Origin of the sequence: Streptomyces sp. NPDC004327 (genome assembly GCF_042873935.1) — a bacterium.
GTDB lineage: Bacteria > Actinomycetota > Actinomycetes > Streptomycetales > Streptomycetaceae > Streptomyces.
In genome coordinates this window covers 556,838-570,831 of sequence record NZ_JBIAME010000006.1, presented here as the reverse complement: position 1 = coordinate 570,831, position 13,994 = coordinate 556,838, and the positions used below count along the sequence as shown (strand labels likewise).

The window sequence follows — 13,994 nt, the reverse complement described above, 5'->3', positions numbered from 1 at the left end:
GAGTGTGAAAAGGCTCCCGGAGCCGGACGGTCAAGGGTGGCCGAAGGCCATCGCGCAGCGACGCGACGAAGGAGCGCCCTTGAGGGGCCGGTGGAGGGGGCCACACTCGGAGAGAGGGCGGCCGCACGTCGCCCGTGCAAGGCGCGTTCACCCCGAGGACCTCGCGGTCACTCCCGGTGGGGGTTTCCCCGCCGTTGCCCCGTCGTTAGTCAGGGCGTATCGATCACCGGGCGACCGTGCGTTGCCGAGAAAGGTAGTTCCCCATGAAGAAGATGAAGGTCGCCGCCGCTGTCATCGGCACCCTCGCCGTCGCCGCTGCCGCCGCGCCCACCGCGAGCGCCGCGCCGCTGCCGCTGGGCCAGGTGACGGACGGCCTGGGCGGCCTCACCAACCACGGCGCCAAGGCCCCCGGCGCCAACGGCCCGACGACCTCGGGCCTCGGCGGCCTGGCGACGAACGGCCTCGGCGGCCTGCCGCTGGGCGCTCTGCCGCTCGGCGGCTGAGCGAGCCCTTCTCTCTCGGGGCCGGTGCCACCCATCCCGTGGCACCGGCCCCGAGGTGTGTGCGCTCCTCCGCCGGGGCAACCCACCCGTCACCGGCCCGCCGGCCCGGTCGGCGGCGCCCGGCCGGTGTCCGGCCCTGCGCGGCCGCGCCCCACACGCGAAGAGGGCGGCCGGGACGCGGCGCCCGTCAGCGGCCTCCGTCCCGGCCGCCCTCCCGGCGGCGCTACGCGCGGGCGTCAGCCCAGCGCCAGCCACGCGACGCCCGCGAGGACCGCGATCGCGACGACGATGCCGACAATCAGGCCGACGCGGGGGCCGGAGGACTGGACGGCGACGGCCTGCTGACGGCCGGCGCCGGGACGCTGCGGAGTGGTGCCCTCGTCGACGAAGGCGCGGAACATCTGGGTGCTGCCGGCGGGGTCGTAGGAGCCCTCGGGGCCCTGGGCGCCCTGGCCGTACGGTGCTTGGGGGTTGTGTGCCATGGCCCGGACCCTAGCGAAGTCGTCGCCGCCGTCCCAAGCCCCGGTCTCCCGCCCTGCCCCGTACCCACACCTCGCCTCCCCGCGCCCCGCCCCGCTTTACCGATTCTTTAGCCCTCTTTGACCGATTTAGTTTGCCTGAAGCAACCATCCATCTCTATGGTTGCCCTAAGCAACAAGATGGAGGGGTCCATGGACAGGCAGAGCCGGTACGAGGTCCTCGCCCGCCAGGTGAGTGCCATCGGCGCCGTGAAGCGGGGCATGGCGCGTTCCCTGCCCGCCGACTGCCCCGGCGGCTCCGCCATCGTGATGGCCCTGCTCAAGCACCACGGGGACATGCGGATGGGCCGTGTCTCCGAGCTGATGGCCGTCGACATGTCGGTCAGCAGCCGCCATGTCGCCCACACCGCCGAGCGCGGCTGGGTCGAGCGCCTGCCCGACCCCGCCGACAAGCGCTCCCGCATCCTGCGCCTCACCCCCGCGGGCGCGGACAAGCTGGCCGAACTCGACGACCGGCTGACCGCCATGCTCGCCCACCACCTGGCCGACTGGTCCGACGACGACGTCGACCAGCTCACCACCCTGCTCGCCCGCCTCCGCGACTCCTTCGGGGACTGCCGGGCCCACCACGCCTGACCGCAGCAGCACTCAGCAGACTTCACGCAAAGGAATTCCATGGCTACCACCGCACCTGCCACGGGTGCTCAGGCGGGCCGGACCGACTCCCCCGCCGCGCCGATGACGCACCGGCAGATCATGGAGGCGCTGTCCGGGCTGCTGCTCGGCATGTTCGTCGCCATCCTGTCCTCGACGATCGTCTCCAACGCCCTCCCGCAGATCATCAGCGACCTCGGCGGCGGCCAGTCCGCCTACACCTGGGTCGTCACCGCCTCGCTCCTGGCGATGACCGCGACCACCCCGCTCTGGGGCAAGCTCGCGGACCTCTTCTCCAAGAAGCTGCTGGTCCAGATAGCCCTGATCATCTACGTGACCGGCTCGATCGTCGCCGGTCTCTCCCAGGACACCGGCATGCTCATCGCCTGCCGCGTCGTCCAGGGCATCGGCGTCGGCGGTCTGACCGCCCTCTCCCAGATCATCCTGGCCGCCATGATCGCCCCGCGTGAGCGCGGCCGGTACAGCGGCTACCTCGGCGCGACCTTCGCCGTCGCCACCGTCGGCGGCCCGCTGCTCGGCGGCGTCATCACCGACACCGACTGGCTCGGCTGGCGCTGGTGCTTCTACGTCGGCGTGCCCTTCGCCGTCATCGCGCTGATCGTGCTGCAGAAGACCCTGAAGCTCCCGGTCGTGAAGCGGGACGTCAAGGTCGACTGGGCCGGCGCCTTCTTCATCAGCGCCGCCGTCTCCCTGCTCCTCGTGTGGGTCACCTTCGCCGGCGACAAGTACGACTGGATGTCCTGGCAGACGGCCGCCATGGTCGGCGGTTCGATCCTGCTCGGCGCGGTCTTCGTGCTCGTCGAGTCCAAGGCGAGCGAGCCCATCATCCCGATGCGCCTGTTCCGCAACCGCACCATCACCCTCGCCTCGCTCGCCTCGCTCTTCGTGGGTGTCGCGATGTTCGCCGGCACGGTCTTCTTCAGCCAGTACTTCCAGCTGGCCCGCGGCGAGTCGCCGACGATGTCCGGCGTGCTGACCATCCCGATGATCGGCGGCCTGTTCGTCTCCTCGACCGTCTCCGGCCAGATCATCACCAAGACCGGCCGCTGGAAGGCGTGGCTGATCAGCGGCGGCGCCCTCGCCACCGCCGGCCTGGGGCTGCTCGGCACCCTGCGCTACGACACCCCGTACTGGCACATCGCGATCTTCATGGCGCTCCTCGGCCTCGGCCTCGGCATGATGATGCAGAACCTGGTCCTGTGCACCCAGAACCAGGTCGCCCCCTCCGACCTCGGCGTCGCCTCCTCCGTCGTCACCTTCTTCCGCTCGCTCGGCGGTGCGGTCGGTGTCTCGGCGCTCGGCGCGCTGATGGCCCACCGGGTCACCGGCTACGTCAAGGACGGCCTGGCCGAGCTCGGCCCGAAGGCCGCGGCGGCCATGGGCCACGGCGGTGGCGGCATCCCGGACCTGGACAAGCTGCCCGCCCCGATCCGCACGGTCATCGAGAGCGCGTACGGGCACGGCGTCGGCGACGTCTTCCTCTACGCGGCGCCGTTCGCCTTCCTCGCCTTCCTGGTGACGCTGTTCATCAAGGAGGTCGCGCTGAAGAGCAACACGGTGAAGGCCGACGAGAAGGCCGACGAGAAGGTGGCCGCGAAGGCCGCCAAGTAAAAAAACTCCCGGCCGCGCTTCGAGCGGAGGCGCGGCCGGGTTCAGTACGGAGCGGCGGGCAGGGGACGGCCCGCCGCTCCGTCGTTTCCGCTTCGTCACGCGTGCTTCGTCATTCCTGCTCGGCTTCCTCCGTGCGGCTCCGCTCGACCATGACCTCGATGCCCGCCACCAGCACGTCGAGCGCGTAGTCGAAGTCCCGGTCCCAGATCTCCGTGACGTTGCCGTGCGACTGGCGCTCGTCGAGGATGTCCTTCATCTCGTCCAGGGCGCCCATGAAGCTCTCGTCCTCGCGGAACGCCTTCAGCGAGTCCACCCAGTACTGGTCCTGGGACATGCCGGCCGCCGCCGCGACCCGGCTGAACTGGCCCTCGATCGTGCCGTAGCCGTAGACGAACTGGAAGACCGCCGACATCGCGCTCGGCTGGCGCGAGAGCGGCAGCCCGGTGTCCCGGATCGCCTCCTGGATCCGCACGCCGACGGCGATCGCGTTCGGGCCGATGTTCAGGTACTGGCCGGCGACCGACGACATCCAGGGGTGGCGCACCAGCATCCGCCGGTATTCGAGCGCGAGGGCCCGGATCCGGTCCTGCCAGGCCGGCCCGGCGCCGGTCACCACCGCCAGGTCGATCTCGCCGTACACGGTGTCGATGGCGTACTCGAGGATGTCGTCCTTGGTGTCGACGTACCAGTAGAGGGACATCGCGGTGACGTTCAGCTCGGTCGCGATCCTGCGCATCGACAGCTTGGCCAGGCCCTCCTCGTCGAGCATCCGGACCGAGGTGGCGACGATCCGCTCGCGGTCGAGCCCGGCCGGGCCGCCGCCGCTGCGGGCGGCCCGGTTCTCCAGCCAGACACTGGAACGCGCAGGGTTGTTGGCCCTGTCCGCTGCCTTCACCATCGCGTTCCTCCGCCTGTCAGCGCGCTTCTACGGGCGCTTGTGCGGGCGCCTGTCCGTGGTTCCCGACCATGCTAAGCAGCCACCGTCTCCTGCTCCGCCCGCGCCGCGGCCCGCGCCTGTGTCCGCTCGGCCCGCTTGAGCAGGGCCGCGGCGAGCAGTCCGCCGGCGAAGACGGCGATCGCGCCGACCAGCTGACTGGTCTGCAGGCCGGAGGCGAAGGCGTCGTGGATCTGCGCGCGCTCGCCGTCGCTGCCCGCCGCGGCCAGGGCGGCCGGGAGCGAGGTCGCGGTGACGGCGACGAGGGCGGCGAAGCGGGCGTTGAGGACGGCGCCGAGGACGGCGACGCCGAGGCCGTTGCCGAACTCGGCGAGCGTGCCGTTGACGCCGGCGCCGACGCCGGCCTTCTCCGGCGGGATGGCGCTCATGACGGCGTTGGCCATGGCCGGGTTGGAGAAGGCGATGCCCGTGCCCATGAGGACCAGGCCGAGGAGCATGCCGCCGTAGCTGCCGTCCGTGCCGCCGCCGAGCAGGGCGATCGAGGTCAGGCCGGCGGCGACCAGCGACACGCCGAGCGCCACGGCCGGCGGCGTACCGATCTTCACGACGAGCTTCGGGCCGATGCCGGAGAGGTTGAGCACGACGATGGTGAGCGCCAGCGGCGCCATCCGCAGACCCGCCTCGAGCGGCTCGTAGCCGAGGACGAACTGCAGGTGCTGGGTCAGCAGGAAGAGCGAGCCGCCCATCCCGAACATCACCAGGACCATGCCCGCGACCGCGCCCACGAACTTCTGGTTGCGGAAGAAGTGCATGTCGAGCATCGGGTACGGGGTGTGCAGCTCCCAGGCGGCGAAGGCGGCGAGCACGACGATGCCGATCGCGGCCGGGACGAGGACCTGCGCGGACGTCCAGCCGTGCGCCGGGCCGGTGATGATCGCGTACACGACCGAGGTCATGCCGATGGTGGAGAGCAACGCGCCGAGCAGGTCGGGGCGCTCGCCCTGCGGGTTCTTGGACTCGGGGACCAGCTTGAGCACGGCGACCAGGCCGATGACCGCGACCGGGATGTTGATCAGGAAGATCATCCCCCACCAGAAGTGGTTGAGGATCGCGCCGCCGATCAGCGGTCCCGCGGCGAAGCCGAGGGAGCTGATGGTGGCCCAGATGGCGATGGCCTTGACCCGCTGCGAGTCGTCGAAGATCTGCATCACGACGGCGAGGGTCGTGGTCATCAGCAGCGCCCCGCCGACGCCCATTCCGGCGCGCGCGGCGATCAGCTGGCCGGTGGAGTCGGCCAGTCCGGCGGTGAGCGAGCCGATGCCGAAGAGCGCGAGGCCGAGGGCGAGGAGCTTCTTGCGGCCGTAGCGGTCGGCGGCGTTGCCGGCGGAGAGCAGCAGGCCGGACTGGACGAGCGAGTAGGCGTTGATCATCCACTGGATGTCGCTGGTGGACGCGTGGAGTTCGCTGGTGAGGGAGGGGATGGCGACGCTGAGCACGGTGTTGTCGAGCAGCACGGTGAGCTGGGCGAGGCAGATGACGCCGAGGATCAGCCAGCGCTGCGGGTGGCCGCCGGTGGCGGCCGGTTCGTTCGCGGCGGTCGACGCCGTCATGGCAACTCCTTATACGGTGTACGAGGCGAGTTCTCGTACACCGTATAGGAGCCCTCTTACGCTGTATAGGGGTTTTATTTCTCCTAGGTCTTCCGGGTCTTCCGGGTCAGGTCGAAGAACGTGGCGCCGTCGACGGTGACCTTCTCGAAGGTCGACTCGACCCAGGAGCCGATCGCGCTCCCGCCGCCCGCCCCGCCCCCGCCGAATCCGCCGCCCGACGCGATGAAGTAGTGGATCCGCCCCTCGGCCACGTACTGCTTGAACCGCGCGAGCGTCGGCGACGGGTCGCTGCCGTTGAAGCCGCCGATCGCCATCACCGGCTTCTCGGTGGCGAGCTGGTAGCTCGCGGCGTTCTGGGAGCCGACGGAGGCGGCGACCCAGGTGTAGGAGTCGGCGTCGGCCAACAGCTTCTGCCGGGCGGCCGAGCCGACGGTGGCGCCGTCGAGGAGCCCGCCGGGACCGCCGCCACGCGAGGCTCCCGCGCCCTGACCACCGCCGGGACCCCGGCCACCCTGACCGCCCTGACCGCCGCCGGGAGCCTGGCCCGTGCCCTGGCCGCCCGCCGGAGCCTGGCCCGTGCCCTGGCCGCCCGGCCACGGCCCGTACAGCGCGAGCATCCGGCCGTTGCCCGGCATGCGCATCCCGCCCGGGCCGCGCATGCCCGCCGGGCCCGCCGTCACGATCGAGCCCCGGTGGCCTTCGGCGAGCGTGGTGAGGGTGTACGCGAACGGGCCCGCGAGGCCGGCCGCGAGACCGAGACCCGCCGCCGCGAGGCCGAGGCGGCGGTCGGCCCGGCCCGCGAAGAGCAGCCCGAGCGCGCCCAGGGCACCGGCCACGAGCACCGTCCAGCGCAGCCACGGCAGCCAGTCGGACGTACGCCCGAGGAGCACGAAGCCCCACCCCGCCGTCACCGCGACCGCCGCCGCCAGCGTCGCCGAGGCGGACCAGCGCGTGCGCTCCTCCCACAGCACCGCCGCGCCCATGCCGACGACGGCGGCGAGGTACGGGGCCATGGCCACCGTGTAGTACTCGTGGAAGATGCCGGCCATGAAGCTGAACACGCCCGCCGTGAGCAGCAGCGAGCCGCCCCACACCAGGAACGCCGAGCGGGCCGTGTCCGTGCGCGCCGCCCGCCAGGTCACCACGAGGCCGGCGACGAGGAGGATCAGCGCGGCGGGCAGCAGCCAGGAGATCTGGCCGCCGACCTGCTCGTTGAACATCCGGCCGAGGCCCGCCTCGCCCCAGCCCCCGCCGCCGGCGCGGCCGGGCCGCCCGGGCAGCTCCATGCCCGCGGGCAGGTCCAGGACCGTGCCGCCGGGACCACCGCCGGGACCGCCGCCCCTGCCGCCGCCTCCGACGCTGCCGGTCTCGTTGCCGTTGAGCCGGCCGAGGCCGTTGTAGCCGAAGGTCAGCTCCAGGAAGCTGTTCTTCTGCGAACCGCCCACGTACGGGCGCGAGGACGCCGGCCACAGCTCGACCAGGGCCACCCACCAGCCCGCCGAGACCAGGAGCGCGAGCCCGCCCAGTCCGAGCCGGCCGAGCCGCCGCGCCACGCCGCCCGGCGCGCACACCACGTACACCAGCGCGAGCACCGGCAGGATCAGGAACGCCTGCAGGGTCTTGGCGAGGAACGCGAACCCGAGTGCCGTCCCGGCCCACACCAGCCACCGCCCGGCGCCCCGGTCCAGCTCCAGGGCACGGAGCACGCAGTAGACGGCGACGGTCATCAGGAGCGCGAGCAGCGCGTCCGGGTTGTTGAAGCGGAACATCAGCGCGGCGACCGGGGTGAGCGCGAGCACCGCGCCCGCGAGCAGGCCGGCGCCCGCGCCGAAGCGGCGGCGCACCGCCGCGTACAGGACGGCGACCGTGGCCGCCCCCATCAGCACCTCGGGGACGAGGATCTGCCAGGAGCCGAGCCCGAACAGCCGGACCGACAGGGCCATCGGCCACAGCGCGGCCGGCGGCTTGTCGACGGTGATGGCGTTGGCCGCGTCGAGCGAGCCGAAGAAGAACGCCTTCCAGCTCTGGCTGCCGGCCTGGACGGCGGCGGAGTAGAAGGAGTTGGCGTAGCCGCTCGCGCTCAGGTTCCACAGGTAGAGGGCGGCGGTGGCGAGCAGCAGGCCGAGGAAGGCGGGCCGCACCCAGGGCGCGTCGTCGGCCCGCCCGCGCCAGAGGCGTCGGAAGTACGAGTTCATCGGGTGGTCCTGTTCGGGGAACGCTCGGGGGCCGGGAAGACCCAGAGGCGGAAGAGGAGGAAGCGCACGACGGTCGCGGCGAGGTTGGCGACGATCAGCACGGCGAGTTCGGTGGAGTGGGACGGCTCGCCGCTCGCGGCGCCGAGCGCCGCGAGCGAGCCGCTGGTCAGGGCCAGGCCGATGCCGAAGACGACGAGGCCCTGGGCCTGGTGGCGGGCGGCGCGTTCCCGGCCGCGGACCCCGAAGGTGAGACGGCGGTTGGCGGCCGTGTTGGCGACGGCGGAGACGAGGAGGGCGGCGGCGTTGGCGAGTTGGGGGCCGGCGCCGAGCCGGAAGAGCGAGTAGAGGGCCAGGTAGAAGAGGGTGGAGAGGGCGCCGACGACGCAGAAGCCGACCAGCTGGCGGGCCAGGCCGCCCGGCACGCCGGTCAGTTCGCGGTCGCGCGGGTCGTCGCCGAACGGCCGGGCCAGCCGGTCGAGCGGCAGCGACCCGGTCGCCAGCGCCCGCCCCACCCGCAGCACGCCCCTCAGGTCGTCGGTGGCGGTGCGCACGATCCGTACGGTCGAGTCCGGGTCGTCGACCCAGTCGACCGGCACCTCGTGGATCCGCAACCCGGCCCGCTCGGCGAGCACCAGCATCTCGGTGTCGAAGAACCAGCCGGTGTCCTCGACCATCGGCAGGAGCCGCTCGGCGACCTCACGCCGTATCGCCTTGAAGCCGCACTGGGCGTCGGAGAAGCGCGCGGCGAGCGAGCCGCGCAGGATCAGGTTGTACGCGCGGGAGACGAACTCCCGCTTCGGCCCGCGCACCACCCGCGAGGAGCGGGCGAGCCGGGAGCCGATCGCCAGGTCGGAGTGGCCGGAGATGAGCGGGGCGACGAGCGGGAGCAGCGCGTTGAGGTCGGTGGACAGGTCCACGTCCATGTACGCGAGGACGGGCGCCTCGGACGCCGACCACACCGTGCGCAGCGCCCGGCCGCGGCCCTTCTCCTCCAGGCGTACGGAGCGGACCGCGTCCGGGAGGCGGGCGGCGAGCGCCCGGGCCACCCGCGGGGTGGTGTCGGTGGAGGCGTTGTCGGCGACGGTGATGCGGAAGGCGTACGGGAAGGTGCGGGAGAGGTGGTCGTGGAGCCGCAGCACGCACGGCTCCAGGTCCTTCTCCTCGTTGTGGACGGGGATCACCACGTCGAGGACGGGCCGGCCGGCCGCGCCCACGGGGAGGTGCTCCCGCGCGGGAAGCGTTCGCATGTCCCAGAGGTTCGGCGCGGCCGCTGTCAGGGGCGTGTGCCGAGGCTGTGGCAGGCCTGTGAGTTCAGCGCGTCCGGGGGATCCTGACCGAGAACAGGGTGCGGCCGGGCACGCTGTCGACGGTCACGTCGCCGCCGTGGGCGAGGGTGACGGCCCGGACGATGGCGAGCCCGAGTCCGGTGCTTCCGGCGCTTCCGTCGGCCCGGGAGCGAGAGGCGTCGCCGCGCGCGAACCGCTCGAAGACGGACGGCAGGAGCTCGGGCGGGATGCCCGGTCCGTCGTCCTCGACCTCGACGACCGCGTGGCCGGGCGCCTCGTGCAGGCGGGCGGTGACGGTGGTGCCGGGCGGGGTGTGGGTGCGGGCGTTGGCCAGCAGGTTGACGAGCACCTGGTGGAGCCGGGCGCCGTCGGCCGGGACCTTCGTGTCGGCGGGGCCGGGGAGTTCGAGGCGCCAGTGGTGTCCGGGGCCCGCGGCGCGGGCGTCGGAGACGGCGTCGACGACGAGCGGGGCGAGATCGGTGCTCTCGTACGAGAGCGGGCGTCCGTTGTCGAGCCGGGCGAGCAGCAGCAGGTCCTCCACCAGGCCCGTCATGCGGACCGCCTCGGACTCGATCCGCCCCAGGGCGTGCCGGGTGTCGGGCCCGTGCTCCTCGCTGCCGCGTTCCTCGGCCCAGCGGATCAGCTCCGCGTAGCCGCGGATCGAGGCCAGCGGCGTGCGCAGCTCATGACTGGCGTCCGCGACGAACTGCCGGACGCGCGTCTCGCTGCGCTGACGGGCGTCGAGCGCCGAATGCACGTGGTCCAGCATGTGGTTGATCGCCGCGCCGACCTGCCCGACCTCCGTGCGCGGATCCGCCTCGGCCTCCGGCACCCGGTGGTCAAGCGCCACCTCCCCGCTGTGCAGCGGCAGCCGGGACACCTGCGCGGCGGTCGCGGCCACCCGCCGCAGCGGCCGCAGCGCGACCCCCACGAGCACCGTCCCGGCGAGCGAGGCGGCGACGAGCCCGGCGGCCGTGACGCTCAGCTCGACGACGACCAGGGTGGACAGGGAGTTCTGCAGCTCGGCCAGCGGCACGCCGGTGAGGAAGTCGCCGCGCTTGCCGCTCGTGTACTGCACCCGGTAGTCGCCGAGCCCGCCCGGCAGGGCGACGGTGTGCGGGTCGCCGTCGCGCGGGACGGAGGCGAGGGCCGCGGTCTGGGCGGCGTCCAGCGGCAGGGCGAGATACCTCGGCCCGTACGGCCCGTCCCCCGGCTGCGCCGACACCGACGCCGAGGTCACCTCACCGTCGACCACCAGCGCGCCGACCGTGCGCAGCGGCGCGCCCGGCCCTATGACGAAGCCCAGCGGCGTGTCGAAGCCGCCGGGCACCGGCCCGGGGGCCGTGGGCGGCGGGCCGGCGGCGCGGTGGGAGACGCCGAGGAGCTGCTCGTCGACCTGCTCGTACAGGTACGACCGGAACGCGATCGTCGTCACCGTCCCGATGACGGCGCAGACGACCGCGATCAGGCCGACGGCGGACAGGACGAGCCGGGTGCGCAGCGACCACGGACCCCGGGGGCGAAGACGCACGCCCACCGGGGCCTACTCCGCCGCCTTGATGAGGTAGCCGGCCCCGCGCCGGGTGTGGATCATCGGCTCGCGCCCGGCGTCGATCTTCCGCCGCAGGTAGGAGATGTACAGCTCGACGACGTTGGCCTGGCCGCCGAAGTCGTACGACCACACCCGGTCCAGGATCTGCGCCTTGCTGAGCACCCGGCGCGGGTTGCGCATCAGATAGCGCAGCAGCTCGAACTCGGTGGCGGTGAGGTGGATCGAGTCGCCGCCGCGGGTCACCTCGTGGCTGTCCTCGTCGAGCGTGAGGTCGCCGACCGTGAGCAGCGACTCGCTGCGCTGCTGGGCGGCACCGGAGCGCCGGATGAGCCCGCGCAGCCGGGCCACCACCTCCTCCAGGCTGAACGGCTTGGTGACGTAGTCGTCGCCGCCCGCCGTGAGCCCGGCGATCCGGTCCTCGACGGCGTCCTTCGCCGTCAGGAACAGCACCGGCACGTCGGGCAGCTCGCGCCGCAGCCGCCCGAGGACCGAAAGACCGTCCATGTCGGGCAGCATCATGTCGAGCACGACGACGTCGGGCCGGAAGCTCCGCGCCGTTCGCAGCGCCCCGGCACCGTCACCCGCGCTGTGCACCTGCCAGCCCTCGTAGCGCAGGGCCATCGACAGGAGCTCGGCGAGCGACGCCTCGTCGTCGACGACGAGGACACGGACGGTGGCGGCGTCGGGGACGCGCGCGGTGGTGCGCGAGCGGGAGGTGGTCGCAGCAGTCATGCGGATCACGGTGTCCGCCGCACTTAAGACGTTTCTTTCGCTTCCCTGTGAATTCCCTGAGAAAGCGCGAAGAGGCGGACGGCGTTGTCGTGGCAGACGGCCCGGAGCCAGTCGCCGCCGAGGCCGAGCCGTTCGAGGGCGTGCAGCTGGTGCCCGTACGGATAGGGGATGTTGGGGAAGTCGGTGCCGAGGAGGATGCGGTCGCCGAGCGCCTCCAGACGCTTCAGCTCGCCGGCCGGGAAGGGCGCCAGTTCCTCGGCGAAGTCGGTGAACGCCATCGTCGTGTCGAGGTGGACGCCCTCGTACCGCTCGGCGAGGTCCAGGAACTCCGCGTACTCCGGCATCCCCATGTGCGCGACGATCAGCCGCAGCCGGGGATGCCGGGCCAGGAGCGCCGCGACCGGCCCCGGGCCGGTGTGCGCGCCGGGCGCGGGCCCGGATCCGCAGTGGATGACGACGGGGGTGCCGGAGTCCGCGAGCAGTCCCCAAACGGCGTCGAGCAGCTCGTCGTTGGGGTCGAAGCCCCCGACCTGGACGTGCACCTTGAAGACCCGGGCGCCGTCGTCCAGGGCCCGGCGGACGTACCCGGCGGCCCCGGGCTCGGGGAAGAGGGTCGCGGTGTGCAGACAGCCGGGGGTGCGGGCGGCGAAGCCGGCGGCCCACTCGTTGAGCCAGCCGGCCATGCCGGGCTTGTGCGGGTAGAGCATCGAGGTGAAGGCGATCACCCCGAACTCCCGCAGCAGCTCGACCCGGCGCTCCTCCTCGGCCCGGTAGGTGATGGGCCACGGCCGGCCGGTGAGCGGCCCGGCGGAGTCGAAGTAGGCCCACACCTTGTCGAGGACGTTCTGCGGCATGAAGTGCGTGTGGACGTCGACGAGCCCGGGCAGCCCGAGCCCGTCGGTCCAGGCCCGCACCCCGGCCGCCTCGGCCGGCTCACTCACGGACGAAGCCGTAGGCCCGCTCGACCTTGCCGACGTGCAGGCTGTACGCGTCGTACCACTCGGCGCGGCCGCGGCGGATGGCGGCGGCGTGCTCCGGGTTCTGCCGCCAGGCGGTGAGGCCGTCCTCGTCGCGGAAGTAGGCGACGGTGATGCCGATGCCGCCGGGGGTGCGGGCGGACTCGTAGCCGAGGAAGCCGGGGATGTCCTTGACGATCTCGCCCAGCCGGGCGGAGGTCTCGGCGTAGCCCTCCGGGGCTTCCGGCCGGATCGAGGTGAAGACAGCGGTGTAGTAAGGCGGTTCGATGCCCGCCACCAGGCTCTGGGTCATGTGATCACCCTGCGGGGGCGGGGCGGCGGGTGTCCATGGATGCCCACTGAAGGGATCCAAGACTTTACGGTTCGGGGCGGCGGGGGCGCGGGTCGGGGCTTCGGGCGGCGGGGGCGGTTCAGGACGTCAGAACAGCGCCGCCTGGCTCTGGCCGGCGGCGGCCAGGGGCACGGTCACGGCCTCGTCGGAAGCGGCGCGGTGCAGCTCCCATCCGGTGAGCAGCCGGGTGTCGAGGACGACGGTCCGTCCGGCGTGGTCGAGCAGGTGCAGATCGGGTCCGGCGGCGGCGAGGAGCCGGCCGGCGACGACACCGCCGTCGACGAGCCCGGTGACCGCGGCGGCGTACGAGGCGAGGGCGTCGAGCCGGAAGAGCCGCCCGTGGTCGTGGACCTCGCAGGGCAGCGCCTCCAGGGTCTCCGCCCAGGCCGGGACGCCGAGCGCCCGCCCGTACAGCTCGGCGACCTCGCGCTCCCGCTCCGCGGCCGGCGGAAGGGCGTGCCGGACGGCGCGCTTGCGGGCGTACGGGACGCGGTCGGGCACGTCGAGCGCGTGCCGCAGCACCTCTTCCGTGCGCCGCGCGGCCATGAGCGGCCCGCGTCCGAGCCAGCTGAACGCGACCGCGCCCTGTTCGAGCAGCCGGGCGTCGCCGCGCTCCTCGGCGGTGATGCCGACCTTCACCATCCCGGGCCCCGACCAGGCGAGATACACGCGGTACGGACGCGGGTCGTCGGCGATCGTGTCGGCGGCCACGGAGTGCGCCCGGTCGAGCCGCGCGCACTCGGCGCACCGCCCGCCCGTACTGCGCCCGGGCACGACGGCGGCGAGCGCGCAGGCGTTACCCCGGGCGCCGGCGCACCGCCGCTCGCCGACGGCCCGGAACGCGATGTCCCGCCCGTACGCGAGCGCGCTGACGCGCCCGCCCGCCCAGCGCAGGGCGGGTGCGCCGCCGCGCCAGGAGATGCCCTTGCTCCGCCAGCCGCTCATGCGTCCAGTGTCGTACGGGCCACTGACAGCGGGGTCGCTCGCGAGGGCGGGTGGGTCGGGGCGGTGCGTGGTGGCGGGAGCACGAGGGCGAGGCCGGGGCGGTACGGGGGCCGGGGCTGTACGAGGGCGCGGCCGGGGCAGCCCGCGGACCGCGGGAGCACGAGCGCCGGGTCACGGCAGCACGCGGGCCGGGTCACGGCAGC

Annotated in this window: 13 protein-coding genes; 3 read left to right on the top strand and 10 right to left on the bottom strand. The window is 73.1% G+C overall.

Features of this window, described 5'->3' with window-relative positions; all coding sequences use genetic code 11:
* Positions 1-263: 263 nt before the first annotated feature.
* A complete protein-coding gene (locus ACFYU9_RS23360; RefSeq protein ID WP_389345869.1) occupies positions 264-503 on the top strand; it encodes a hypothetical protein in 240 nt (79 codons plus the stop codon).
* A 236-nt stretch (positions 504-739) separates the two neighbouring features.
* On the opposite strand, the gene ACFYU9_RS23355 is transcribed toward ACFYU9_RS23360, so the two are convergent.
* On the bottom strand, positions 740-985 hold the full coding sequence (locus ACFYU9_RS23355; protein WP_389210554.1) for a hypothetical protein: 246 nt from the start codon (positions 983-985) through the stop codon (positions 740-742).
* Between the two features lie 189 nt (positions 986-1,174).
* Between ACFYU9_RS23355 and ACFYU9_RS23350 the strand changes: the two genes are divergently transcribed.
* The gene (locus ACFYU9_RS23350) at positions 1,175-1,618 is read left to right on the top strand and encodes a MarR family winged helix-turn-helix transcriptional regulator (protein WP_389210556.1); all 444 of its coding nucleotides are present in this window, start codon (positions 1,175-1,177) and stop codon (positions 1,616-1,618) included.
* Between the two features lie 39 nt (positions 1,619-1,657).
* Positions 1,658-3,268, top strand: coding sequence for an MDR family MFS transporter (locus ACFYU9_RS23345; RefSeq protein ID WP_389210558.1), 1,611 nt, complete (start codon positions 1,658-1,660; stop codon positions 3,266-3,268).
* 109 nt (positions 3,269-3,377) lie between these two features.
* Here the strand turns inward: ACFYU9_RS23345 and ACFYU9_RS23340 are convergent, their stop codons facing one another.
* The 9 genes from ACFYU9_RS23340 to ACFYU9_RS23300 all read right to left on the bottom strand — a co-directional run bounded on the left by ACFYU9_RS23340 (position 3,378) and on the right by ACFYU9_RS23300 (position 13,791).
* Positions 3,378-4,166: a TetR/AcrR family transcriptional regulator gene (locus tag ACFYU9_RS23340; protein WP_389345868.1), complete on the bottom strand. Its 789-nt coding sequence runs from the start codon at positions 4,164-4,166 to the stop codon at positions 3,378-3,380.
* 71 nt (positions 4,167-4,237) lie between these two features.
* A complete protein-coding gene (locus ACFYU9_RS23335) occupies positions 4,238-5,773 on the bottom strand; it encodes an MFS transporter (RefSeq protein ID WP_389210562.1) in 1,536 nt (511 codons plus the stop codon).
* A gap of 83 nt (positions 5,774-5,856) precedes the next feature.
* Complete coding sequence (locus tag ACFYU9_RS23330; protein WP_389345867.1) at positions 5,857-7,968, bottom strand: glycosyltransferase family 39 protein; 2,112 nt, start codon at positions 7,966-7,968, stop codon at positions 5,857-5,859.
* Positions 7,965-9,215 (bottom strand): glycosyltransferase, encoded by a 1,251-nt coding sequence (locus tag ACFYU9_RS23325; protein WP_389345866.1) that lies wholly within the window; start codon positions 9,213-9,215, stop codon positions 7,965-7,967. Before ACFYU9_RS23325 ends, ACFYU9_RS23330 begins: the two co-directional genes overlap by 4 nt.
* Positions 9,216-9,279: 64 nt before the next feature.
* Positions 9,280-10,785 carry a sensor histidine kinase gene (locus ACFYU9_RS23320; RefSeq protein ID WP_389345865.1) on the bottom strand — a complete coding sequence of 502 codons (1,506 nt, stop codon included), beginning with the start codon at positions 10,783-10,785 and terminating at the stop codon, positions 9,280-9,282.
* A 12-nt stretch (positions 10,786-10,797) separates the two neighbouring features.
* On the bottom strand, positions 10,798-11,538 hold the full coding sequence (locus ACFYU9_RS23315) for a response regulator transcription factor (protein WP_389210569.1): 741 nt from the start codon (positions 11,536-11,538) through the stop codon (positions 10,798-10,800).
* Positions 11,539-11,561: 23 nt separating this feature from the next.
* The gene (locus tag ACFYU9_RS23310) at positions 11,562-12,479 is read right to left on the bottom strand and encodes an amidohydrolase family protein (protein WP_389345864.1); all 918 of its coding nucleotides are present in this window, start codon (positions 12,477-12,479) and stop codon (positions 11,562-11,564) included.
* Complete coding sequence (locus tag ACFYU9_RS23305; protein WP_389210572.1) at positions 12,472-12,807, bottom strand: antibiotic biosynthesis monooxygenase family protein; 336 nt, start codon at positions 12,805-12,807, stop codon at positions 12,472-12,474. Before ACFYU9_RS23305 ends, ACFYU9_RS23310 begins: the two co-directional genes overlap by 8 nt.
* A 126-nt stretch (positions 12,808-12,933) precedes the next feature.
* Positions 12,934-13,791 carry a DUF2797 domain-containing protein gene (locus ACFYU9_RS23300; RefSeq protein WP_389345863.1) on the bottom strand — a complete coding sequence of 286 codons (858 nt, stop codon included), beginning with the start codon at positions 13,789-13,791 and terminating at the stop codon, positions 12,934-12,936.
* Between the last annotated feature and the right edge of the window lie 203 nt (positions 13,792-13,994).

Coding starts and splice junctions, on each gene's coding strand:
- ACFYU9_RS23305 (WP_389210572.1), bottom strand. CDS start 12,807: ATGACCCAGAGCCTGGTGGCGGGCATCGAACCGCCTTACTACACCGCT.
- ACFYU9_RS23345 (WP_389210558.1), top strand. CDS start 1,658: ATGGCTACCACCGCACCTGCCACGGGTGCTCAGGCGGGCCGGACCGAC.
- ACFYU9_RS23315 (WP_389210569.1), bottom strand. CDS start 11,538: ATGACTGCTGCGACCACCTCCCGCTCGCGCACCACCGCGCGCGTCCCC.
- ACFYU9_RS23360 (WP_389345869.1), top strand. CDS start 264: ATGAAGAAGATGAAGGTCGCCGCCGCTGTCATCGGCACCCTCGCCGTC.
- ACFYU9_RS23350 (WP_389210556.1), top strand. CDS start 1,175: ATGGACAGGCAGAGCCGGTACGAGGTCCTCGCCCGCCAGGTGAGTGCC.
- ACFYU9_RS23335 (WP_389210562.1), bottom strand. CDS start 5,773: ATGACGGCGTCGACCGCCGCGAACGAACCGGCCGCCACCGGCGGCCAC.
- ACFYU9_RS23300 (WP_389345863.1), bottom strand. CDS start 13,791: ATGAGCGGCTGGCGGAGCAAGGGCATCTCCTGGCGCGGCGGCGCACCC.
- ACFYU9_RS23340 (WP_389345868.1), bottom strand. CDS start 4,166: ATGGTGAAGGCAGCGGACAGGGCCAACAACCCTGCGCGTTCCAGTGTC.
- ACFYU9_RS23355 (WP_389210554.1), bottom strand. CDS start 985: ATGGCACACAACCCCCAAGCACCGTACGGCCAGGGCGCCCAGGGCCCC.
- ACFYU9_RS23330 (WP_389345867.1), bottom strand. CDS start 7,968: ATGAACTCGTACTTCCGACGCCTCTGGCGCGGGCGGGCCGACGACGCG.
- ACFYU9_RS23325 (WP_389345866.1), bottom strand. CDS start 9,215: ATGCGAACGCTTCCCGCGCGGGAGCACCTCCCCGTGGGCGCGGCCGGC.